Raw genomic sequence first — 20994 nt, 5'->3', positions numbered from 1 at the left:
TGCCGCCCCCAAAATAAAGAAATGTTAACCCAGGCCAGGAACTTGACACCCCGTCTGTGTTCCAACAAATGCATACGAACGATGGAGGCTTTCATGCCGCAAATGAATCGCGATCAACGCAATGCCGCGTGGCAAGCTGCTAACCAGTGGCGTGCACGGGCAGCCCAAACCCAGCCAACTGGTCTAATGGGTAGCTTTAAACTGCTACTAACATGGCTAGCGTTTGGAGCGCTGATGATCGTTGGTGTCGTGCTCGGACTTTTTTTCCTGCTTATCGGATGGGCAATGATGCCTTTTGTCCGCCATAAAATGAAAAAACGCATGGAGCAAATGCGCGCTGACCATGCTCAGGATATCGGTGGTGGTTACGCTCACAGTGATGCATCTAAGGGCCAGTACGATGCACTAGAAGGTAGTTACGAAGTTAAAGACGAACACCGCCGTTCTTAATCAACCGTTGAATATCGCCGCTGTTAAGGCGGCGCTTGTATCCAGGCAAATGCCGCTGCTAATGTCAGCGGCATAACGATTAAGCTACCTAAATTGCCGATCAGCACCAATGAAGCCACTTTTTGTGGGGCGAGTTTATACTGCTCTGCCACTAAGTAATTCAGAACTGCAGGTGGCAGTGCAGCAAACACCAGTAGCACGGCCGTTTGTAGCGGATTTAACGGCAGTAACCACATGAGTGGAAGTGCGATCACTATGCCAGAAAGCGGACACAGCACCGCGCCTAACAGGCCAGTCCGCCAGTCACTAAAGTCAATTTCTAGTAGCCGAACGCCCAGCGCGAACAGCATCAGTGGAATACAGATACCACCAAGCATATGCATTGCTTCCAACAACCAGCTCGGCAGCGGCACGCTTCCCACATTAACTACCAACCCTGCTAGGCTTGCAGCAACAATGGGCATGCGTAACAGTCGCCAAAGTGACGTGCGTGGGTCCAACATATAAAGACCCACTGAGAAGTGCAGTAGCATCTCGACAATAAACACGACCACTGCGGCTGGCAGCACCTCTGGCCCAAAGGCAAGCACCAATAGTGGCACCCCCATATTGCCAGAGTTATTAAACATCATTGGCGGCAAAAACACTTTTGTATCCAGCGACAGCCATTTAGCTACCGGCCAAAGCACCAAACCAGACCCAAGCACTACGGCCACCGCCGCAATGGCAAGCCACGCATAATCTGCTAAAGGGGCTTGGCGATCTGCCAGCACAGCAAATACCAGCAGTGGAACAAATAGCTCCATATTGAGCGTATTGAGACTACGAATATCAGGGTTACGGTAACGCCCATAGACCGCACCACAGCCAGCAATTAAGAACACCGGTAACAAAGTGGCAAGAATATGACCGATCATGCGCCCTCCGCCGATCGGAGGGCGTAAAGACGAACTGTAGCTGGCATAGGGAGTACATCCTTATTGTTATCAGGCTATCTTCCCTATCGATGCTACTGAAAAACACTCACCTCGCCAATCAAGGTTCAAGAAAACGCTGCCAAAGTGCGATAACCACATCACGATGGGCTTTGAATGCCTGTGCATCAACGATGGTTTTTTCCCCAGTTAACGCCGCACGATGGGTATGGCTACGATAAGCGAGATACGCTTCCCGAAGCTGCTCCGCTTCTGACTCGGTGAGATGCCCACTCTGCGCGAGAGTTTCTAAAATGCGGATATTATCGCTATACGTTATTAATGCAGGTGTGTCGTGAGCGAGTGATAACACTGCGTACTGGCAGAGAAATTCGATATCGACCATGCCTCCCGCATCATGCTTCAGGCTAAACACTTCCCCTTCTGCATTATCTGGCTGTCCTTTTGAGCTCTGTCCTTTTGAACCCTGCCCTTTTGAACCAAGGTGATCACGCATTTTATGGCGCATGTTAACAACATCGTCTCTCAGAGCGTGTGGGTCACGCTCACGACACAACATTTCACCACGGATTGCATCAAATTTTTCCGCAAGCTTAGTATTTCCTGCTACGACGCGAGCGCGTACTAACGCCTGATGTTCCCAGGTCCAGGCGTTTTGGCGCTGATACTCTGCAAAGGCATCTAATGAGGTAACCAACAAACCTGCGTTGCCCGAAGGGCGCAGGCGCATATCCACTTCGTAGAGACTACCCGCCGGAGTTATGGCCGTTAATAGATGAATAATGCGCTGGCCTAATCGCGTAAAAAAGACTGGCGTATCAATAGGCCTAGCGCCATCGGTGACTCCCTTCCCATCACTATCATGAAGAAAAACCAAGTCCAGATCAGAGCCATAACCAAGCTCAATGCCCCCCAGCTTGCCATACCCTACAATCAGAAACGCTGGCTCCTGTGTATTGAGACCTTCTGGCACACCATGTTTACGCGTGACATGTTTCCATGCCATCGCTAGCACGGCATCCAAAATAACTTCAGCGATATACGTTAAGTAGTCGCTCACCTTCATCAAATGGCGTGTTCCGGCGATATCCGAGGCAGCAACGTGAAGCATCTGCGCATGCTTAAACACGCGAAGTGCTTCCAGCTGCGCCTCATCATCTTCTTCTGGCAAGCGGCTCAACGTTTGGCGTAGCTCGTCTGCCAAACGTGACTTGTCAGCGGGGGTGTAGAGCGTGTCCGGCGTTAGTAGCTCATCAAGCAGGATGGGGTAGCGCGCCAGCTGTTCAGCAATCCAGTGACTGGACGAGCACAGTTTCATTAGGTGTTCAAGCGCTTGGGGATTTTCACGCAGCAGTGCAAGGTAGGCGGTACGCCTTAACACTGATTCGATCAACGGTTGAACGCCGCTAAGCGCGTTATCCGGTAAGTCACTTTCCGCAACCGCAACCAGCAGTAGTGGCATAAGCGCATCCAGCCGTTCAAAGCCAATACGCTGCATACTTTGTACCTGGCGGGAGTGGTAAAGACCATGCAGTCGTTTAAGCGCTTTCGCAGGTTCAAGAAAACCGGCATCAGTCAACAATGCTAACGCTTCTTCTTGCTCTAGCTCGCCGCGCCACAGTAACCGCCACTGCGACAGGCCAAGGTTGTCGTCGCTGCTTTCTGAATCGCTATCCTCTTCTGGATCCGCGATCACTGCATCAAAGTGCTGACGGACGCGTTCGCGCACTTCATCCAACTGCGCGATGAGCCCAGGCCAGTCTTCATGCCCCAAGGCAAAAGCGACCCGTTCACGGTCTTCATCATCAACGGGGAGCGTTTGGGTTTGGCGGTCTTCTAGCGCCTGAATAGCGTGCTCCACATCACGAAGATACTCATAATCCGGCAGCAGATCGTCAACGACCGTTTGGGGTAATAGCCCCAGCTCGGGCAGCCGGTTCAGGGCAGTCTTAAGCGACGTCACTTGAAGCTCGGTATCGCGCCCACCGCGAATCAACTGAAACGCCTGTACCACAAACTCAACTTCTCGGATTCCACCAGGGCCTAGCTTGATATTACTTTGCATACCCTTGCGCTTTACCTCGCGATTGATCATCGCCTTGAGTTCACGTAGCGACTCAATTGCACCAAAATCCAGGTAGCGGCGGTAAACAAACGGTCTGAGACTAGCGAGCAGCTCATGCCCCCCGTCAATATCTCCTGCGACGGGGCGAGCCTTGAGCATGGCATAGCGCTCCCACTCACGGCCCTGGTCTTGATAGTAACTGGAAAGCATCGAAAAACTGCCCACCAGTGGGCCACCGTCTCCCAGTGGGCGTAGGCGCATATCGACTCGAAAGACAAAACCGTCGGCCGTCATGGCATCTAAAGCAGCAATCAGCTTCTGGCCAAGCTTGGTGAAATACTCCTGGTGTTCAAGAGGCTTACGCCCCCCTTCGGTCTCGCCTTTTTCAGGAAAGGCGAAGATCAGGTCGATATCAGATGAGAGATTGAGCTCTCCCGCGCCGAGCTTACCCATGCCTAGTACGACAAGCCGCTGATCCGAGCCGTCCGCGCGCGTCGTAGGCCCCCCCCAGCGAGGGGCATAAAAACGCTCAAGCCAGCTTAGCGCAGCTTCAATACAAATTTCCGCCAGCCACGAGACCGCCTGAGCGGTGTCCCACATGGTGTAACCGTCAGGGCGATTCAGGTCACGCCATACAATGCCAAGCATGCGGGCACGACGAAAACGGCGGATAGCACGATGCATAGCCTCTTCTTCATCGGCATTCTCCAGCGCATCATCCAACCAGCTTGCTTGCATTTCTTTACTTGCCGTCGCATCCAGCTCACCAGCCACATCCAAATCAATTAGCCAGTGGGGAAAGCGCGCTAAGGTATCTAGGGCAAAGCTTGAGATAGAAACGACTTTCGCTAACGCTTCACGGCGCGTGTTGGAAAGTGCCTCCCAACTGCTAGAAGGCAACGGTTGCTTGGTCATTGAGGCAATATTATCAGCTTGGCTAAGCGCTTCACTTAACCGCTGCCATGCACGCTGTGCAGAAGGCCTAAGCGCTATTGGCAACTCATCCTGGGGTAAAAACGCGTCGTTTAACTGCATAACCACCTCTCCGCCAAGCATCTATTATGTTTGTTAATGGAGCTAACCACTGTATGAGTTGCGTGGCAGCAAATTAGCCCATCAGTTTTTGCCAGCCTAACAGCCCCCAGGTTAAGCCTGCCATGATCAACGACAGCATAACCGCCGCCGAGCCAATATCTTTAGCACGCCCTGAAAGTACGTGATGCTCGGTGCCAATGCGGTCAACAACATTCTCGATGGCACTATTAAGCAGCTCCACAATTAGCACAAGAAACAGGCTGCCAACCAGCAGCAGCCAGCTAATAGGCCCTTCTCCAATCCACCAAGCCAGCGGCAGCAATACCGCTGCAATAACCACTTCTTGTCGAAACGCAGCTTCATTTCTGAAAGCGGCTTTTAGCCCTTTCCATGAATAGCGCGTTGAGTGCAGTAAATGGGTTAATCCCGTATGTCCTGGCTTCATGCCCGTTGCCTCGGCGGTAAAATTAAGATTAATTAGCCAATATCATCGCATCTAAATCCAGCGACAGCGGATCTAACACCTCGGGCCAACTAAGATAAGGGGTACTGCCGCTACCGTTAACTAGCACACTAAACACGCCCCAACGCCCCTGAGAAGTACGGAAATAGCCAGCGACAGCACGAACAGCAAACGGCTGATTGAGCGTACCTGTTTTCAACATGACGTTATTCTGGAAGGTCGGTGATCCACGGCGAATAAAGCGCATAACCCCATTGGCGGGCGATTGAAAGGAAGCAACAAAGCTAGGGAACAAGGCACTTTGGTGAAACATGTCCTCCAACATCACATTGACACCATGAGCGGAGGTACGGTTATCCGTCGTCAACCCACTACCGCTATGTAACGTCAGCGGCCCGTGGCCGGACAAGCTCTGCGCATAGGCTTCTATCGCCTGTCCTGCCTGGCGCAGTTGCGCCTGGGGTGTTTCCACCAGATTCAGCGCCAGCACATCAGCCATATAATTATTAGAGTAGTTCATGGTACGCAGCAGCAGCTCCTGGAGCGGTTTACTATCCACTGCCGCTAAACGCTGCGCACTGCTAGGTGGTTGTGTTGAACTAACCCGCCATGGGTCACGCACGCTGACACCTGCCTGATTTAGCATGCTCAACAATACTTGTGCCGTTTTCTCTGCTGCATCGCCGGCGCCACGGTAAACATCACGGGCGGAAGCATTGGTTGAAATCTGCCCAGTGAGGCGCAGGACATCACCACGCTCGTCGGTAATGCGCTCTGCACTGATGTCAGTGCCGCTATTTGCCGGGCGCGTGATAACTTGGTTATCAATCGCAACTAGCGGCGCCTGACTATCGCATAATCCCACGCGTGCAGGCTCTCCCGCTGCTGCCGCAGGGGCTATATTGGCGCACCAGCTACCAAAGTTGACACCTGCCGAGGTGAGCGGCGCACTGTAAGCGTTGGTGACACGGGTACGTGCATTACAACGGTCTGTGGTAATACACTCCACAGGACCAAAGCGCCACTGACTAACAATCAACGCGCCATCCACTTCGCGCACACCGGCCAGCTGCAGGCGCTGAACTAACCGCCAAAGGTCTTCAGTAGTCAGTCCTGGATCCCCCCCACCTTCGAATACCAAGTCGCCGCGCAACACGCCATTATCCACGTTGCCTGTGCTGACGAGTTGGCTGGTAAAGCGATGCTGGGGCCCAAAACGATTGAGTGCCGCAGCAGACAGATAGGCTTTAGTGACCGAAGCTGGCGACAGCTGACGATCAGGGTTTAGGCTACCCAATAATGCATTACTGCCGGTATCCGCATCGAGTAAGCGCGCTTCAGCGCTAATAGAGAAACCTTTGCTTTCTAGCTGACCAAGGCGGCTGAAGTCGGCATACAGTGCTGGGCTTGCACACAATACAGTGCTGGCTACACCAATGACTAACGCCCGACGCCAGCGGCATATGGATGATTTAACCAAATGATTAACCGCTGAAAACTTCATATCCGAGCACTTAATATCTGAGCACGTCACGCTTACCTTCCTCAATGCACGTTCATTTTTGAAAAGACTTGAAGTACGACTACTCCAGCCACGATCAAACTAATGCCAATAACGGCGGGTAAATCAGGTTTTTCGCCGAAAACCACAATACCAACCAGCGTGACCAATACGATGCCCAAACCTGCCCAAATGGCGTAGGCAATACCCACAGGCAAGGTCCGTAACACGAGGCTCAACAAATAAAACGCTACGCCGTAACCAACAACAACCATGACGCTTGGAAGCGGTCGCGTGAACCCCATTGAAGACTTGAGAGCACTAGTAGCGATAACTTCGGCAACAATAGCCAGCACTAGATATACAAACGTCATGTCCGCTCCAATTCAATCTGCAACTGCCAAAGCGCTTGCCCGCTTTGATCATACTTTGCTTCAAATGGCGTTAAATAGCTGCCGTTAGGAGCCAACGAGGCAATCAATGCCTGCTTACCCGTTACCAGAGCGGTCGCCAGAGCAAACTCTTCCACATATAACTGCCAGTTGGTTCGCACTTCTAAATGCCCACCAAGGGCTAGCAGTGTGGGGAAAACAGGATGTCCATGCCAGCGCATTTTTAAATGCGCTGCTTTTGGGTAAGGGTTGGGGTAAAGCAGATAGTGGCGCTCGGGCGCCCAGTTTGCTTGTTCAGCTAGACGCCAGAAATCGACAAGGTCAGCCCGCACCAACAGCGCGTTAGTAGGCAGCTCACCATGATCTCGACGTAGCCGATCCTCGCTGCGGTCGATGCCGATCACCGCATGCGCTGGAAACCTCTCTGCTAAGCGGCGGGTCGAAAGACCCACGCCGCAACCAGCGTCTAAAATCAACGGCGCTTGCTGATTTATTAACCACGTTTGGGCGTATTGAAACGCTTGTTGCGTATGCGCAGCGATTGGCTTCCGCAGCGGGTTTTCCAAGGCACGTGCCACCCGGCGTGCCACATCTTGATGCGGGCCTGGCTGATTGGAAACCACGGGTCGTGATGTATGCTGCATGCCATCCCCTGCTTAAAAAAAACGTGATTCTACCAGTCTACCGCGCACGCGGCATGACGCCGTTGTATGCCCGGTGCTATGATCACGCCCAAGCGTATTATTAAGCTCAGATGAGCAGCACTTTTTTGCTACGCCTCTGACAATAACTGTTACTAAAACCACCGCACCACGAGGAACCCGGCTTGTCACACTTACCGGTGATTGTCGGCATGGGCGGCATCAATCCCGCCGGCAGAACCTCGGGCCATCAGGCCTTCCGCCGCACCGTGCTTGATGCTCTTCCAGCTGACCAACAGCGCCAAACACTGGCAAGCTTGGCAGCGCTAATGCGCCTTGCCGAGCATTACGATAACGGCGGGCATGATAGTGCTGGCCAGGCCATTGCCCCTGCCGCTCAAACCCTGCGCGATCATGTGCTTAATCACACATTGATTCGGCGCAACGAAGACCCGCGCTTTCTCGCTCCCGGCTTGCCAGCCAACCGACGGGCAGAAATGACGCTAACCGAGCCGATGCGCTTTACCTTGCGCCGCCGCCAGCTTCCCGAACAGTTACCTGAAGGATGGCAGGTAGAGGACCTTGATGCGAAGGAAGTCGCTGTCACCGTGCCTGCGGGAAACTTTAGTGCCCTACTGCCTGACGCCTTAGAACCAAAGGTGCGTGCGGCTGCCCAACTGCCCAGTGGCTTCGACCCCGCCAGCCTTTACCGCAGCGTGCATCATCCACGCGGGCTGTCTATGGCAATATTTGCTGCTAGTGACTGCCTAGGTGCTAGCGGGCTCGCTTGGGAATCGATTCGCCAACGGCTAGACCCTGACCATATTGCGGTATACGCGGGCAACTCCATCGGCCAGTTGGATGAGCAAGGATGGGGGGGGTTGCTCAAGAGCTTGGTTAGCGGTCAGCGCGCTACCTCTAAGCAAATGCCGCTAGGCTATGGGCAAATGCCTGCCGACTTCCTCAATGCCTATGTATTAGGCAGCGTGGGTAGTACTGGTGCAGCCTTAGGTGCCTGCGCCAGCTTTTTATATAATCTGCGCCTGGGTATTGATGACATCCGTGCCGGACGATGCCGGGTCGTTATGGTAGGCACCGCCGATGCGCCAATCACCCCCGAAATCATCGAAGGCTTTCGTGCCATGGGCGCATTGGCCGATGATGCCAGTCTGAAAGCACTGGATTCTTTAGAGCTGCTTACCAACGCCGACTACCAGCGCGCATGTCGCCCATTCGCGCGTAACTGTGGCTTCACCATGGCGGAAGCGAGCCAGTTCGTGCTGTTAATGGACGATGCGTTAGCGCTTGAATTAGGGGCGGATATTTTAGGTGCGGTGCCCGATGTATTCGTTAACGCCGACGGTTTTAAGCGCTCTATTTCCGCCCCCGGCATTGGCAACTACATCACCTTAGGTAAAGCCGCCGCTTTAGTAAAAGATATGCTGGGCGAAAAAGCGCTCAAAGAGCGTACATTCCTGCATGCCCATGGCACCAGCACCCCTAAAAACCGTACTACCGAATCCCATGTTTTCGATGAAATTGCCCGCGCAAATGGTATCGAGAACTGGCCAGTGGTCGCCATTAAAGCATTTATCGGCCACTCCCAAGGGTCTGCAGCAGGCGACCAACTGGTAAGTGCACTGGGTAGCTTTGCCCATGGGCTGCTGCCCGGCATTCCCACCTTGGATGCAGTCGCGGATGATGTGTTCGCTAAGCGGCTTCGCTTTTCTACCACCCCAGTGGCGTTTGACGCCGATGCCGCTTTTATTAATGCCAAAGGGTTTGGCGGCAATAATGCCACCGGCGTAGTGCTCTCTCCCCAGGTCACCGAGCGCTTGCTCATAAAACGTCATGGTAGTGCAGCTATCAACGCTTGGAAAACACGTCGGGAAGCTGTTCGAGCAAATGCTGAGGCTTATTTAGAAAGTGCTGACCGTGGGCACTATGCGCCTCGCTATCAGTTCGGTGAAGCGGTACTCGAAGGCCCAGAGCTTGAGATTCATGCCGACCGTATTCATATTCCAGGTTATGAACACGCCGTTTCGCTCACGGCGGACAACCCTTTCGGTCAGCTTGACGAACAGGAGACACCAAAATGAGCGATCAACGTGTAAACATTGCTGTTTACCCTGGCACTTTTGACCCTATCACCAACGGCCACTTTGACCTTATTGAGCGCGGTGCGCGGATGTTCGATAAGGTAGTTATTGCGGTCGCAGCCAGCCCCGGCAAGCGGCCTAGCCTTGAGCTAGAAACTCGCATCGCGCTGGCCAAAACAGTGTGTGCTTCGCTACCTAACGTAGAGGTCATCGGCTTTTCAACACTGTTGACTACCATGATGCATGAACAGGGAGCCACCATTATTCTACGTGGCCTACGGGCTGTCTCGGATTTCGAATACGAACTACAGCTAGCCAATATGAATCGTGCGCAAAACCCTGAACTTGAGAGCGTATTTCTCACCCCAGCGGTGGAAAACTCCTATATTTCGTCCACTATTGTGCGTGAAATCGCCAAGCTGGGCGGCGATATTTCACCGCTTGTTCATCCGCAGGTCGCAGAGGCACTGCGTAAGCACTACACTATCTAGCTATCGATAATGTTGAGTAAAACGCTCAGGTATATCACTACCTGGGCGTTAAGCCATTCGTGAGGTATGCCCATGGCCCTAATGATCACCGACGAATGCATTAACTGCGACGTCTGCGAACCTGAATGCCCCAATGACGCCATCTCTCCTGGTGATGAGATTTACGTTATTGATCCCAATTTATGCACAGAATGTGTAGGGCACTTTGATGAGCCACAGTGCCAACAAGTGTGTCCAGTGGACTGTATTCCCCTCGACCCAGAGCGTCCCGAAAGCCACGAGAAGCTCATGGAGAAATACCGCATTATTACTGCGGCCTAGAGCCCTAAGACGTGCGTATTTGGACCCTTGCTTGGCCCATTATTCTTTCGAATATAACCGTTCCCTTATTGGGCCTGGTTGATACGGCGGTCGTCGGGCATCTGCCCGACTCTCGCTATTTGGCTGCCGTGACCCTCGGTGCAACGCTATTTAGCTTCCTCTACTGGGGATTTGGTTTTCTACGCATGGGCACCACCGGCCTAGTGGCCCAGGCAATTGGGCGCGAAGCGCATAGCGATGTGCGCAACTTGCTAGGTCAGTCACTCATTATGGCGTTCGTTATTGGCGCACTGCTGATTATCTTTGGCTCGCCGCTGATTTCGCTCGGCCTATGGCTGTTAGATGGCAGCGAAGCGGCGACGCCACTGGCACGTGAGTATGCTGAAATACGGCTTTGGTCAGCCCCGGCAGTGCTTGCGAACTACGCCATCCTCGGTTGGTTTTTGGGCCAACAGAATGCCCGCGTCACGCTAATGATTTTAGTGCTGACCAACAGCGTCAATATCGTGCTCGATCTTTGGTTTGTGGTGGGGCTAGGAATGACCAGCGGCGGCGTTGCCCTGGCCAGCGTAATTGCCGACTATAGCGCGCTCACCTTTGGTGGCTATTTAGTCCTACGCCAGCTTGGCCATCTGGAAGGCTGCTTTCAACGGCAGCGTCTTTTGGTGCTATCAGCCTATTCAGCGCTATTTAGTGTTAACGCCAATTTGTTTGTGCGCACCTTAGGGCTGCTGTTTGCCATGGCCTTTTTTACCGCTCAAGGAGCGCGCCAGGGCGACACTGTATTAGCCGCTAATGCCGTGCTGTTGCAATTTATTATGCTGACTAGCTATGCACTCGATGGCTTCGCCCACGCGGCGGAATCGCTGGTGGGGCGCGCCTATGGGCGCCGAGACTGGGGTGAATTTGCCGCAACCGTTCGAGCGGCTGCGCGTTTCTCGTTATGGACAGCCACGGCAGCCACCCTTGCCTTCGCATTAGGCGGAAATTACTTAGTCGCCCTGCTGACAGGGCTAGCAGAAGTTCGTGCTACCGCCGCGAGCTACCTGCCGTGGATGATAGTGATGCCATTGATTGCCGTATGGAGCTATTTACTCGACGGCGTCTTTATTGGCACTACCGCCGTGCGCGAAATGCGCAACAGCATTTTTACCGGTTTAGCAGTTTACTTACCTGCTTGGTGGCTTTTTCAAGGGCTTGGCAACCATGGTTTGTGGCTAGCCTTTTCGCTCTTTATGCTCACACGCTCAGCGGTACTGATTGCCTACTATTACCACTATCGCCAACGCCATTGGTGCCCTCAAAATTAAAGCTTCCTATCGTGAAACCTACAACGCTAATCGCATGGCTCCGTTCCACCGTTGAAGCCCATCACGCTTAGTAGTTGCCAACTGGGCTACCGTAATAGTGTGTATCTAAGCAAGCGCCTAAATAAGCATCGGCATAAGTACCAGAGCAAGCACCTGACAATGGATGAAAAAATCGCTGTACCGCCGTATATTAGCCACGCACTTCCTAATAACGAATAAAGAGAGCACTCATGCTAAAACTCATATCAAAACCAGCCGTTAAGCTGGTTGAGCGCTACTTGCCAGATCCCTATATCTTTGTTCTGCTCCTTACGTTAATTGCCTCCATTGCTGCCATCGCCGTTGAGCGCCAAACGCCGTTGGCCGTACTGCGTATGTGGGGTGATGGTTTCTGGGGACTACTTACCTTCTCCATGCAGATGTTACTGGTGCTCGTCACTGGCTTTATGCTGGCAAGCTCGCCACCGGTAAAACGCATTCTGCAGAAAATCGCTAGCACCGCGAAAAGCCCTGGTGGCGCGATTATTTTAGTAACGCTCGTTTCGCTTGCTGCCAGTTGGATTAACTGGGGATTTGGGCTGGTTGTTGGGGCACTATTTGCCAAGGAACTCGCCCGTTTGATACGGGTCGACTACCGTCTTCTAGTTGCCAGCGCTTACTCTGGTTTCGTTGTATGGCATGGTGGCCTTGCGGGTTCAATTCCGCTAACCATTGCAACGGAAGGCCACTTCTCCGCTGACCAAATAGGCGTTATTGGTACCGGCTCGACTATTTTTGCCTTCTTTAACTTAGCAATTGTGATTTGTCTGTTTATCGCCGTACCGCTGGTTAACCGCTTGATGCTGCCAGATGAAAAAGACAGCGTGTATGTAGATGCCAAACTGCTAGACGATGAACCTGAAGTTCAGGGCCGTATTACCCGCCCAGCGGAAAAGCTCGAGAATAGCATGCCGCTAGCCCTTTTAGTGGGCGTACCAGGGCTTCTGTTCCTGCTTGACCACTTTCTACTGCGTAGCGGTGGTTTAAACCTCAACGTCGTCAATTTCCTGTTCTTATTCTTGGCTATTGTGCTGCATCGTACCCCACGCAACCTGCTCAATAGCTTAAATGAAGCTATTAAAGGCGGCGCAGGTATTGTCATTCAATTCCCCTTCTACGCAGGCATTATGGCCATCATGGTGCAGTCGGGATTGGCCCAAAGCATGTCGGAGTGGTTAGTCTCTTTCGCCACCGCGACTTCACTGCCTTTCTGGTCATTTCTAAGCGCGGGCATCGTAAACCTGTTCGTACCTTCCGGCGGAGGCCAATGGGCCGTTCAAGCGCCTGTTATGCTACCTGCCGCAGAAGCGCTGGGTGCTGACATTTCTCGTGTGGCTATGGCAGTCGCCTGGGGCGATGCCTGGACTAACTTATTACAGCCTTTCTGGGCACTGCCAGTATTGGCTATCGCAGGTCTGAAAGCGAAAGACATCATGGGCTTCTGCCTCATTCAGCTGTTTATCACCGGCATTATCATTTCTGTTGGCCTAGTATGGTTTTAAGAAGTGATAGCCACTAACGTCGCGATAGTTTTAGAACACTAACTGTCTGTTTAGCGCCCGCCCCTTGGGGCGGGCATTTTTCTCTATGTAGGTTTTTATGTATGTCAGACACCCACGTTGAACATAGCGCCCTACCCGGCCAGCATGAACTCTCCATGACCGTGTTAATGACACCCGACATGGCCAATTTCAGTGGCAAAGTACACGGCGGTGCTATTCTTAAAAAACTCGATGAGGTGGCCTACGCTTGCGCAAGCCGCTATTCGGGTCACTATGTTGTCACGCTTTCCGTCGATCAGGTGTTGTTTAAACAGCCTATTCATGTCGGCGAATTGGTGACTTTCTTAGCTAGCGTTAACCACGTAGGGCGCTCTTCTATGGAGATCGGGGTTAAGGTAGTGGCCGAAGATATTCGTGAAAAGCTGATTCGTCACACCAATAGCTGCTATCTCACCATGGTGGCGGTAGATTCAAATGGCAAGCCCGCGCTAGTGCCACCACTCGCCCTTAAAACCTCGCTACAGAAACTACGATTTGAAAAAGCAGCACTGCGTAAAAAACTACGTAAGCAAGCAGAGCAAGAAGAGTTGCTTACCCATCAACACCACCATCAACACCACTCTTAACGCTAAAACACACCGCAGAGCAAGGAGCCCTCATGCCCGTCAGGGAGCGCTACCCACACCTACCTAAAACCGTTGAGTATGCGCATATCGGTTGGGATTTTTTTATTCTCGCTGCGGTTATTATCAACCTTAGCCTGCTACTGTTTGACTCGCTGTTTCTGATTGGGCCAATTAACGATGCTATTGCCAGCCTTACGCCCAGTTTCCACGCGTTTTACGACTCAGTAGTTCACAGCCGCTTTATTACTATTGATTTATTTTTTGTCGGTATCTTTATAGCGGATGTACTGCTGGGATGGGCGGTAGCGATTGCCGAACGCCGTTATCACCGCTGGTTTTTCTACCCCTTTGTCCACTGGTATGACGTACTGGGCTGCATTCCACTCAGCGGGTTCCGCTTATTGCGCGTGCTGCGCGTGGTATCGCTATTAAATCGGCTGCATCGACTGCGCTTAATTGATGTAACAAGTTGGGACAGCTACCGCTTTTTTGCCAAGTATTACGATATCCTGCTAGAAGAGCTTTCCGACCGCATTGCACTGCGCTTACTAGGTAATGTACAAGAGCAAATTGTGGCTAGCGATTCACTAACAGAGCGGGTCATTGATCGCGTTATCCTCCCTCGCAAGGCCCAGCTAATTCATGAAATTGCTCAGCGATTAGAAACAACGGTGGGGCAAGCCTATCAACAAAACCGTACCACTATCATGGCGGCGATTGATGACTTAGTTAGCCGAACACTACGGGAAAGCCCAGAAATTCAAAAACTACACCGCCTCCCCATGGGAAACACAGCCTCAAACGCTATGCAGGCCTCTCTTAGTGGGGTTGCTCAGCGGCTAGTGGATGAACTCGCCCAGGGCATTCACTCAGCTGAGTTTCGCCAACTGGTTGAGCGTACGGCTGAAACGGGCTTCAACAGTTGGCTAACCGTGGATGAAACAAGCGCGCATGTCACCGAACAAGTGCTTTACGACATTCTCGAAATGCTCAAAGAGCAGGTACGCCACCAAGGATGGAAAGACCGTTATAAATAGCTTGTTATGAGTAGCTTGTTTATCAACAACAGGGCTATTAATAGCCCTGTTATACGGTAATAGTTGCCAACGGCGGCTGAGCCAAGCACTGCTTAATAACATTCAGTGCCTGGGTTAATGTCTGCCTGTCTGCAGCAGCCCCAATGCAAATCCTAATTGCCTGGGGCGCTGGCGTACTTCCCACACAAAAAGGCTCCGCACTTGAAACTTTAACGCCTTGCAGCTGCAAGCGTTCACACAGCTCAATGGCACGACTTCCCTCCGGCAACGTAAGCCAGACATTGCTGCCGTTATGACTTCGGCCCAGCGTGTAACCGAAAAATATCTCTGTCACTATTTGCTGTCGCGCGGCTAGCTCCTCGGTTTGCCACGTAAGCAGTGAAGCAGCCTCGGGCTGAGCGATCCAATAACAGGCAATATCAACCATCAGTGGCGGCACCATCCAACTTTGTGCCCTTAATCCGGCGGCAAGGCGTTCAAGCAGTTTATTAGGCGTCCGCAAGACACCAATACGCAGCCCACCCGCTAGTACCTTTGCGGTACTGAAGACAAACAGCGTTCGCTCTGGCGCTAACTGATACAGCGGTGTGCCGCGCTGCTCAGCAGGCAAATACTGCACACCATCTTCCAGTAGCCAACTGTCATAACGTCTGGCAAGCGCCACTAATTGCTCTCGCCGAGCCTCGCTAAGACAAGCGCCGGTAGGATTATTCTGATCAGGTGTCACATAGATTAACCTGGGTGCCTGGCAGGCGCACTGAGCCTCCAGCGCCTCCATACACATTCCCGATTCATCAAAGGCAATGCCCACCATTTTTAGGTGTGCTTGCTGGGCAGCGCTAATTGCGCCTGGATAGGTCAAGGCATCGGTCGCTATCAGTTCACCAGGGCGCAGCAACGTGCTAAGCACAAGACTAATGCCATGCTGCCCTCCCTGAGTAATCAGCAGTTCATCTGCGTTCAGCGACATACCTAACTGCGCTAGCCATTCTGCCAACCTCTCGCGGTGACCTTCGGCTCCCCTCGCATCAAGATAGGAGACTCCTCGCGTTACTGCAGAAGGCGATTCGCTCATTGCCTTTAAAGCAGCACTGAACGCCTGCAAACGAAGTGGGTGAGGCGGCGGCAAACTTAAGCTTAAATCGATGACATCACTGTCATCACCCGTCCGCCATGCCATGTCAAAAACGGTTTTTGGCGCAGGTTGCTTGACGAAGGTTCCACTGCCTACTCGAGCGGTTACCCAGCCATGGTGCTCTGCCTCAGCATACCCCCGGGTAACGGTGCCTACGGTCACCCCCAATGCATCCGCTAAGCGCCGCTGAGGTGGCAAGCGTTCGCCTGGGGCAAGCTCGCCGGCCGAGATGGCTGCGCCAATGGACTGGGCAATAGCGCGATAGCGTGGCCCAGAAAAACACTCAAGTGAAGGCACCCAAATTGTCATGGTGACAATAAAACCTTTGACGTAGATTTACCCGCCATTATGCTTACAAAAGCGATCAAAAAACAATCTAAACCACAAAATTGTATGGATACAAAATGAACAACGAATGGCTACTGCTTGGCCCGGCTGCGCTTTATATGATGTCGATGACGCTTACCCCTGGGCCAAACAATATTATGCTGACCGCCTCTGGGGCGAATTTTGGTTTTCGCAGAACTATGCCTCATATGTGGGGCATTTTAGGCGGCTGTTTTCTGCTGTTTTCCGGTATCGCGCTGGGGCTTGGCGTCTTGTTTGAACGCTTTCCTATGGTGCAAATAACACTCCGCTGGGTGGGTAGCGCCTATCTGCTGTATTTAGCTTGGAAGATAGCCACTGCACCGCCGCCGAATCTCAAAGGAACTCAACACGGCGTGCCGCTAACTTTTTTGCAAGCCGCAATGTTTCAATTCGCTAATCCTAAAGCTTGGGTAATGGGGCTGGCGTTGATGGCAGGATTTCTCCCCGAAAACGGGCAGCCAGTAGTAAATGCGCTAGTGTTAGCTGGTTTTGCAGAATTGGTCGCGCTGCCGTGTATTGCTTTATGGGCAGCGTTTGGCAGCGCTATTGGGCAGTGGATAAAAAGTGATAAAGCTTGGCGGCTGTTTAATATCACCATGGGGTTATTAACGGCCGCCTGTGTTGTACTGATCTTACGCTAGCCGCAGCGCAACGCTTCAATCATGTCGTTACTTTCAAGCAGAATATTTAAGCGATCTTCTCGGTAGTCTAAGGTAGCGGCACTGTTAGGCCTGAGTACTCGTACCTGCTGAGCGCCGCTCTCATTTTGTAGAGTGGGTACATTGGCTTCATCAAAAGGAGCGCCAATAGCGTACTGAACTGCTTCAGCATCGCACCTAGTGTTCATCTCAGCAGAAGGCTGGCCTACAGTAGGTGGCTTTGGGGCAGGGACATTCTCGGGAGAACCAGCACATGCCACCAACAAGACCGAGACTGGTAATACCGATGCGAGTAATACCGTAAGGCTACCCAATTTTTTCTTAGCGTAGCGTAATGGGTGATTCATGATGATTCTTCCTTGTTTGGCTAATAACTACCCACAATGCAAAACGGGTTAGACAACTATGCCTAACCCGTTCATTCACGCCAAGACGTACCAATAATAAATCGCCTTAACTTGCCGCATCCTGTACCGCTTGACCGCCCTCTTCAACATCCTGTCCTGCACCTGAAATAGTGTTGCAGCCCGCTAGAGCGCCCGCCGTCATTAAAAGAATAAAGCTAATACCCATGAGTTTTTTCATCTGTGTTCTCCTTAACAAAGTATTCAACAATCGGGAAGCTCCGACGGCAGCCTTACCGTCTGGGAGTGCTTTCAGCGTAACAGATTTTAATAATTTTGCCTGTTTCGGTACCGACTTAGCCGTTATTGGCAAGAGGCAGAGGAACTGAGCAGCTGCTATGCTAGCTTTTATTATGTAAAGGAGTACTTAATTGAAAACGTTTGAACTTGATCCGCGACTAGAAGCGGATACATTGCCGCTTGCCGACCTTCCTCTATGTCGTGCGCTGTTAATGAACGATGCACGCTACCCTTGGGTAATTCTGGTACCTAAGCGCGATTCAATTAGCGAAGTGTTTGAACTTAGCCACGAGGACCAGACACAGCTATGGCGGGAAGCCACGCTGCTAGGAGCTGCGATGAAGGAGGCTTTTCACGGTGATAAGCTCAATATTGCCACCTTAGGCAATGTTGTCAGCCAGCTGCATATTCACTTGGTAGTGCGCTATAAAGATGATGCCAGCTGGCCTGCACCGGTATGGGGAAACGGCAGCCCTGAGCCTTATGAGCTAGCCCTTCAAGGCAGCCGACGTGAGCAGTTGCTTGCCCAGATTGAGGGGTTGAAGTTTTAACAAACAAAGCATTGCTTAATTCCCTAGCAATGGTCCCTGCCTTGATGGTGGCTCGCTGAGCAATGGGCCACTAGCAGGCTGGGCAGCGCCAGCCATGGAAAGCGATATGCCTAGCGCAACAATGAGCGCACCGCCAGTAAGCGCTGCCCAGCCAGCCGCTTTTTCAACCACCTGTCGGCTGCTCTGTTGCTGTAACCGTTTAGCCGCCCAACCGCGAGCTAAGATGCTTGCCAGCGCCAGCACAGAAACGGTAATACCGGTACCCAGCGACATGGCTAACACCGAAGCGACTCCCACATAAAACTGCCCCAGCAGGCTAGCAGCCCCCAACATCAACACTGCCCCAGTACAGGGTCTCATACCGATCGCACCGACGGTCATCAATGCGGTGCGCCAGTCGAGCGCTTGCTGAGGTTCAATATGATGAGCGCCTCCGCAGCAGTGGGAATGATCATGGCTATGACTGTGTTCAGCAGCATGGCTAGCGTGTGCGGAATAAGCGTGGCGCAATTGTTTAATGGCGCGCCAGCATAACCAGCCACCTAACAGTGCTACTAACATAAAACTGGCTTGTTCCACCCACGCTACGCTACCCATTGCCTGACGGGTCAGCCAGCCAAGGCCATGTACGAGTACAGCCACCATGGCAATCGCTGTAATCCCTTGTAGCAAGGCTGCCGCAAAGGAAAGCCCCAAGGCGCGCCGGGTGGCACCACCGTGAGACGCTAAATACGTCGCTAATACCGCTTTACCATGCCCAGGCCCTGCAGCATGAAAAACGCCATAAGCAAAACTTACCCCTAGTAGCGTCAGCCACGTAGTGGCAGAAGGCGTGCGGGAAAGCTCGGTAATAGCAAGTGTCAGAGTACGGTGTAAATCTCGCTGCCAAGCCAGCAGTTGAAGACTAACCCCCTGCAAATTAGCCTGTACGATGACGACCAACAGCAGCGCCCCAAACACGGTCAGCGCTCCCCATAGCAGTTGTTGCCGCGTTAAAGGCATTGCCCCTCCACTGAAAAGTTATAAAGTAACACTGCTGTCAAGTAACACTTTATACACGACCTTTCAGGTTTTCCGCTAGTCGCATTCAACCCGCCCCGTTTCTGCAAAATGGCGGCCCAATCCTGGCTCACCTTCTTCGTCCACATCTAACAGCGCGGCTTGCATAACCAGTTCCGGATCAGGGTCAGCAGGTAACACGCTTAAACGACAGTCAGGTTCACCATTAAGAATCAGTGCCTGCTCAGAGGGTGCCCCTTCCTCTTCTTCGTGCACCACTTCGATATAGTAGGTTGGATCAAAGACCTGATACTCCAGCATTCGTCCGGCCAATGGCTGAGGCGTTGCTAACGGCAGAATAAACATAAAGGTTAAGCGGCCATCACGCTCCAACGCCGTGTATTCAGACACCTCACCCAGCGCTTGTGGTTCGCCATCTACACGAATCTCCGTAAAGTAGTGCTGCTGCGACAAGTTGTCGCGGATGTCGCTGCCTAGCTGGTCAAGGCCTTCTTGCAGATTGCTGCCTTGAACCTGCTGTAACTCTTCGAACACCACCAAACTGTAAAAAGGGTCCATTCGCCACGTTTGATGAAGCCCTGTTGCAATCCCCTCATTGTTTGTTATCACCCGCACACTGAGATCGACCCAGCCATGGGGGTGAGCCATCACCGGACTGCTGCTTAACGCGCCGCTAACACCTACTGCCAACACTACCCAGTAACCGCGGAGTTTATTCAGCAAATTTCCATGCGCGGGCAATACGCCTATCACGGCAATTCTCCTAATTTATGTTGCAGCTCAACCAACCAAGGATCTAATACACGCGGTGGCAGTGGCTGATTCCCACGCAACGCCGATAAGCTGACATAGCTACCACCAGCCACCTCACTTACCTGTAGTTGCAGGCGATACTCAGGCCAGCGGGCTAGCGTTGCCTCTGCGCGCCCTAGCGCTAAATCAGCGTGCCGCACGATATAGCCCTGCTCCATCATTAACTCAATGGCTTCGCGGAACGTTTGCTCTGGGGAAGCGTTGTAACGTAGCTCTCGCGGCTCTAGTGGCTGTGTCGTTGCACAGCCTGCCAGCGTAATAGTCATGAGTAGCGCGGTGGCCGTTAAAAAGAAGTGCTTACGTAGTGGTTTCATAACGCCCCCGGGGTAGCTGCTGCTTGCTTAAACGCAGTTTGGAAACGCTGACAAAAATCATCATTGCTCGCGCTGTAAGATTCACGCAGATCCCCTAAGTGGTCAAAGCGACGAATATCTCGTGAAAGCCGGATATAGCCATCGCGAGCCAGTAGCGACACTCGCTCTACTTCGACGGGTTGGTGCCGGAAACCAGCTCCAAACCCACCACCAATCCCCAGCCCAATGCTTGAACCACCGCGCCCCAAACCGAAGCCACCAAATACCCGCATGTTTCGCCCATACCCAAAGTCGTTATCATAAGGGTCATAGTAACCAATTAAATCTCGCTGCCGACTAGCGGTCACAAGCCCTAGATCGGTGTCAGTAGTTTCAAGCTCAAAACCCCATGTTTCCAATACGCCAATACTTTGTGTCAGCACCTCCAACGATGGAGTCTTTTGACTAGGCTGATCGCTTGGAAAATAGCAGGCTGCCGAAGGGGCTGGCTCCGCTTGAGGAAGGCGCTCAGGCACTGTTTGGCAGCCTGTCACTAGTAACAAGCACGTCATGCTAATCGGTAGTATTGCCTTCATGAGTGAT

The 20994-nt window shown here is 52.5% G+C and carries 23 protein-coding genes; 10 read left to right on the top strand and 13 right to left on the bottom strand.

Going from position 1 to position 20994, the window contains the following annotated elements; genetic code table 11:
* Window positions 1-93 precede the first annotated feature (93 nt).
* Complete coding sequence (locus CR46_RS0117190; RefSeq protein ID WP_030074770.1) at window positions 94-450, top strand: hypothetical protein; 357 nt, start codon at window positions 94-96, stop codon at window positions 448-450.
* A gap of 23 nt (window positions 451-473) precedes the next feature.
* Here CR46_RS0117190 and CR46_RS0117185 read toward each other — a convergent pair whose 3' ends face one another.
* From CR46_RS0117185 to trmB, 6 genes are all read right to left on the bottom strand, one after another.
* Window positions 474-1367 (bottom strand): AEC family transporter, encoded by an 894-nt coding sequence (locus CR46_RS0117185; protein WP_030074768.1) that lies wholly within the window; start codon window positions 1365-1367, stop codon window positions 474-476.
* A 118-nt stretch (window positions 1368-1485) separates the two neighbouring features.
* Window positions 1486-4485, bottom strand: coding sequence for a bifunctional [glutamate--ammonia ligase]-adenylyl-L-tyrosine phosphorylase/[glutamate--ammonia-ligase] adenylyltransferase (glnE, locus tag CR46_RS0117180; RefSeq protein WP_030074766.1), 3000 nt, complete (start codon window positions 4483-4485; stop codon window positions 1486-1488).
* A gap of 73 nt (window positions 4486-4558) precedes the next feature.
* A complete protein-coding gene (locus tag CR46_RS0117175) occupies window positions 4559-4930 on the bottom strand; it encodes a diacylglycerol kinase (RefSeq protein ID WP_030074764.1) in 372 nt (123 codons plus the stop codon).
* Window positions 4931-4958: 28 nt separating this feature from the next.
* Window positions 4959-6452 carry a D-alanyl-D-alanine carboxypeptidase/D-alanyl-D-alanine endopeptidase gene (gene dacB / locus CR46_RS0117170; RefSeq protein WP_051690215.1) on the bottom strand — a complete coding sequence of 498 codons (1494 nt, stop codon included), beginning with the start codon at window positions 6450-6452 and terminating at the stop codon, window positions 4959-4961.
* 41 nt (window positions 6453-6493) lie between these two features.
* A complete protein-coding gene (locus CR46_RS0117165) occupies window positions 6494-6823 on the bottom strand; it encodes a DMT family transporter (protein ID WP_030074760.1) in 330 nt (109 codons plus the stop codon).
* Window positions 6820-7485, bottom strand: coding sequence for a tRNA (guanine(46)-N(7))-methyltransferase TrmB (gene trmB, locus CR46_RS0117160; protein ID WP_030074758.1), 666 nt, complete (start codon window positions 7483-7485; stop codon window positions 6820-6822). The genes CR46_RS0117165 and trmB overlap by 4 nt, the downstream gene beginning before the upstream one ends.
* Before the next feature lie 209 nt (window positions 7486-7694).
* Between trmB and CR46_RS0117155 the strand changes: the two genes are divergently transcribed.
* From CR46_RS0117155 to CR46_RS0117125, 7 genes are all read left to right on the top strand, one after another.
* A complete protein-coding gene (locus CR46_RS0117155) occupies window positions 7695-9581 on the top strand; it encodes a beta-ketoacyl synthase (RefSeq protein WP_035537023.1) in 1887 nt (628 codons plus the stop codon).
* A complete protein-coding gene (gene coaD, locus CR46_RS0117150; protein WP_030074754.1) occupies window positions 9578-10072 on the top strand; it encodes a pantetheine-phosphate adenylyltransferase in 495 nt (164 codons plus the stop codon). Before CR46_RS0117155 ends, coaD begins: the two co-directional genes overlap by 4 nt.
* A 72-nt stretch (window positions 10073-10144) precedes the next feature.
* Complete coding sequence (locus CR46_RS0117145) at window positions 10145-10393, top strand: YfhL family 4Fe-4S dicluster ferredoxin (RefSeq protein ID WP_030074752.1); 249 nt, start codon at window positions 10145-10147, stop codon at window positions 10391-10393.
* 11 nt (window positions 10394-10404) lie between these two features.
* Entirely contained in the window at window positions 10405-11703 is a 1299-nt protein-coding gene (locus tag CR46_RS0117140) for an MATE family efflux transporter (protein WP_030074750.1), read from the top strand.
* A 230-nt stretch (window positions 11704-11933) separates the two neighbouring features.
* Window positions 11934-13244 carry a short-chain fatty acid transporter gene (locus CR46_RS0117135; protein WP_030074748.1) on the top strand — a complete coding sequence of 437 codons (1311 nt, stop codon included), beginning with the start codon at window positions 11934-11936 and terminating at the stop codon, window positions 13242-13244.
* 101 nt (window positions 13245-13345) lie between these two features.
* Complete coding sequence (locus CR46_RS0117130; RefSeq protein WP_030074747.1) at window positions 13346-13870, top strand: acyl-CoA thioesterase; 525 nt, start codon at window positions 13346-13348, stop codon at window positions 13868-13870.
* Window positions 13871-13902: 32 nt separating this feature from the next.
* Window positions 13903-14907 (top strand): hypothetical protein, encoded by a 1005-nt coding sequence (locus tag CR46_RS0117125; RefSeq protein WP_030074745.1) that lies wholly within the window; start codon window positions 13903-13905, stop codon window positions 14905-14907.
* A gap of 49 nt (window positions 14908-14956) precedes the next feature.
* Here CR46_RS0117125 and CR46_RS0117120 read toward each other — a convergent pair whose 3' ends face one another.
* Window positions 14957-16351: an aminotransferase-like domain-containing protein gene (locus CR46_RS0117120; protein ID WP_030074743.1), complete on the bottom strand. Its 1395-nt coding sequence runs from the start codon at window positions 16349-16351 to the stop codon at window positions 14957-14959.
* Window positions 16352-16446: 95 nt separating this feature from the next.
* Between CR46_RS0117120 and CR46_RS0117115 the strand changes: the two genes are divergently transcribed.
* The gene (locus tag CR46_RS0117115) at window positions 16447-17052 is read left to right on the top strand and encodes a LysE family translocator (protein WP_030074741.1); all 606 of its coding nucleotides are present in this window, start codon (window positions 16447-16449) and stop codon (window positions 17050-17052) included.
* Here CR46_RS0117115 and CR46_RS0117110 read toward each other — a convergent pair.
* A complete protein-coding gene (locus tag CR46_RS0117110; RefSeq protein ID WP_030074740.1) occupies window positions 17049-17417 on the bottom strand; it encodes an I78 family peptidase inhibitor in 369 nt (122 codons plus the stop codon). The genes CR46_RS0117115 and CR46_RS0117110 overlap by 4 nt on opposite strands.
* Window positions 17418-17523: 106 nt before the next feature.
* Window positions 17524-17655, bottom strand: coding sequence for an entericidin A/B family lipoprotein (locus tag CR46_RS0117105; RefSeq protein ID WP_030074738.1), 132 nt, complete (start codon window positions 17653-17655; stop codon window positions 17524-17526).
* Between the two features lie 190 nt (window positions 17656-17845).
* Between CR46_RS0117105 and CR46_RS0117100 the strand changes: the two genes are divergently transcribed.
* Complete coding sequence (locus tag CR46_RS0117100) at window positions 17846-18265, top strand: HIT family protein (protein ID WP_030074736.1); 420 nt, start codon at window positions 17846-17848, stop codon at window positions 18263-18265.
* 15 nt (window positions 18266-18280) lie between these two features.
* Here the strand turns inward: CR46_RS0117100 and CR46_RS0117095 are convergent, their stop codons facing one another.
* The 4 genes from CR46_RS0117095 to CR46_RS0117080 form a co-directional block, all read right to left on the bottom strand.
* A complete protein-coding gene (locus tag CR46_RS0117095; protein ID WP_030074734.1) occupies window positions 18281-19267 on the bottom strand; it encodes a nickel/cobalt transporter in 987 nt (328 codons plus the stop codon).
* 75 nt (window positions 19268-19342) lie between these two features.
* Window positions 19343-19978, bottom strand: a complete 636-nt coding sequence (locus tag CR46_RS0117090; protein WP_264431409.1) for a DUF1007 family protein — start codon at window positions 19976-19978, stop codon at window positions 19343-19345.
* Between the two features lie 56 nt (window positions 19979-20034).
* Window positions 20035-20412, bottom strand: a complete 378-nt coding sequence (locus tag CR46_RS0117085) for a hypothetical protein (RefSeq protein WP_030074730.1) — start codon at window positions 20410-20412, stop codon at window positions 20035-20037.
* Window positions 20409-20987: a hypothetical protein gene (locus CR46_RS0117080; RefSeq protein WP_030074728.1), complete on the bottom strand. Its 579-nt coding sequence runs from the start codon at window positions 20985-20987 to the stop codon at window positions 20409-20411. The genes CR46_RS0117085 and CR46_RS0117080 overlap by 4 nt, the downstream gene beginning before the upstream one ends.
* Between the last annotated feature and the right edge of the window lie 7 nt (window positions 20988-20994).

The sequence above is a fragment of the Vreelandella neptunia genome, assembly GCF_000712975.1.
In the GTDB taxonomy this organism is placed as follows: Bacteria; Pseudomonadota; Gammaproteobacteria; order Pseudomonadales; family Halomonadaceae; genus Vreelandella; species Vreelandella qaidamensis.
The sequence above is the reverse complement of the archived record's forward strand: the minus strand, read 5'-3'. Positions and strand labels throughout refer to the sequence as shown.

Excerpts from the sequence above, each read along its gene's own strand:
- CR46_RS0117190 (WP_030074770.1), top strand. The coding sequence starts at position 94 with ATGCCGCAAATGAATCGCGATCAACGCAATGCCGCGTGGCAAGCTGCT.
- CR46_RS0117185 (WP_030074768.1), bottom strand. The coding sequence starts at position 1,367 with ATGATCGGTCATATTCTTGCCACTTTGTTACCGGTGTTCTTAATTGCT.
- glnE (WP_030074766.1), bottom strand. The coding sequence starts at position 4,485 with ATGCAGTTAAACGACGCGTTTTTACCCCAGGATGAGTTGCCAATAGCG.
- CR46_RS0117175 (WP_030074764.1), bottom strand. The coding sequence starts at position 4,930 with ATGAAGCCAGGACATACGGGATTAACCCATTTACTGCACTCAACGCGC.
- dacB (WP_051690215.1), bottom strand. The coding sequence starts at position 6,452 with ATGAAGTTTTCAGCGGTTAATCATTTGGTTAAATCATCCATATGCCGC.
- CR46_RS0117165 (WP_030074760.1), bottom strand. The coding sequence starts at position 6,823 with ATGACGTTTGTATATCTAGTGCTGGCTATTGTTGCCGAAGTTATCGCT.
- trmB (WP_030074758.1), bottom strand. The coding sequence starts at position 7,485 with ATGCAGCATACATCACGACCCGTGGTTTCCAATCAGCCAGGCCCGCAT.
- CR46_RS0117155 (WP_035537023.1), top strand. The coding sequence starts at position 7,695 with ATGGGCGGCATCAATCCCGCCGGCAGAACCTCGGGCCATCAGGCCTTC.
- coaD (WP_030074754.1), top strand. The coding sequence starts at position 9,578 with ATGAGCGATCAACGTGTAAACATTGCTGTTTACCCTGGCACTTTTGAC.
- CR46_RS0117145 (WP_030074752.1), top strand. The coding sequence starts at position 10,145 with ATGGCCCTAATGATCACCGACGAATGCATTAACTGCGACGTCTGCGAA.
- CR46_RS0117135 (WP_030074748.1), top strand. The coding sequence starts at position 11,934 with ATGCTAAAACTCATATCAAAACCAGCCGTTAAGCTGGTTGAGCGCTAC.
- CR46_RS0117130 (WP_030074747.1), top strand. The coding sequence starts at position 13,346 with ATGTCAGACACCCACGTTGAACATAGCGCCCTACCCGGCCAGCATGAA.
- CR46_RS0117125 (WP_030074745.1), top strand. The coding sequence starts at position 13,903 with ATGCCCGTCAGGGAGCGCTACCCACACCTACCTAAAACCGTTGAGTAT.
- CR46_RS0117120 (WP_030074743.1), bottom strand. The coding sequence starts at position 16,351 with ATGACAATTTGGGTGCCTTCACTTGAGTGTTTTTCTGGGCCACGCTAT.
- CR46_RS0117115 (WP_030074741.1), top strand. The coding sequence starts at position 16,447 with ATGAACAACGAATGGCTACTGCTTGGCCCGGCTGCGCTTTATATGATG.
- CR46_RS0117110 (WP_030074740.1), bottom strand. The coding sequence starts at position 17,417 with ATGAATCACCCATTACGCTACGCTAAGAAAAAATTGGGTAGCCTTACG.
- CR46_RS0117105 (WP_030074738.1), bottom strand. The coding sequence starts at position 17,655 with ATGAAAAAACTCATGGGTATTAGCTTTATTCTTTTAATGACGGCGGGC.
- CR46_RS0117095 (WP_030074734.1), bottom strand. The coding sequence starts at position 19,267 with ATGCCTTTAACGCGGCAACAACTGCTATGGGGAGCGCTGACCGTGTTT.
- CR46_RS0117085 (WP_030074730.1), bottom strand. The coding sequence starts at position 20,412 with ATGAAACCACTACGTAAGCACTTCTTTTTAACGGCCACCGCGCTACTC.
- CR46_RS0117080 (WP_030074728.1), bottom strand. The coding sequence starts at position 20,987 with ATGAAGGCAATACTACCGATTAGCATGACGTGCTTGTTACTAGTGACA.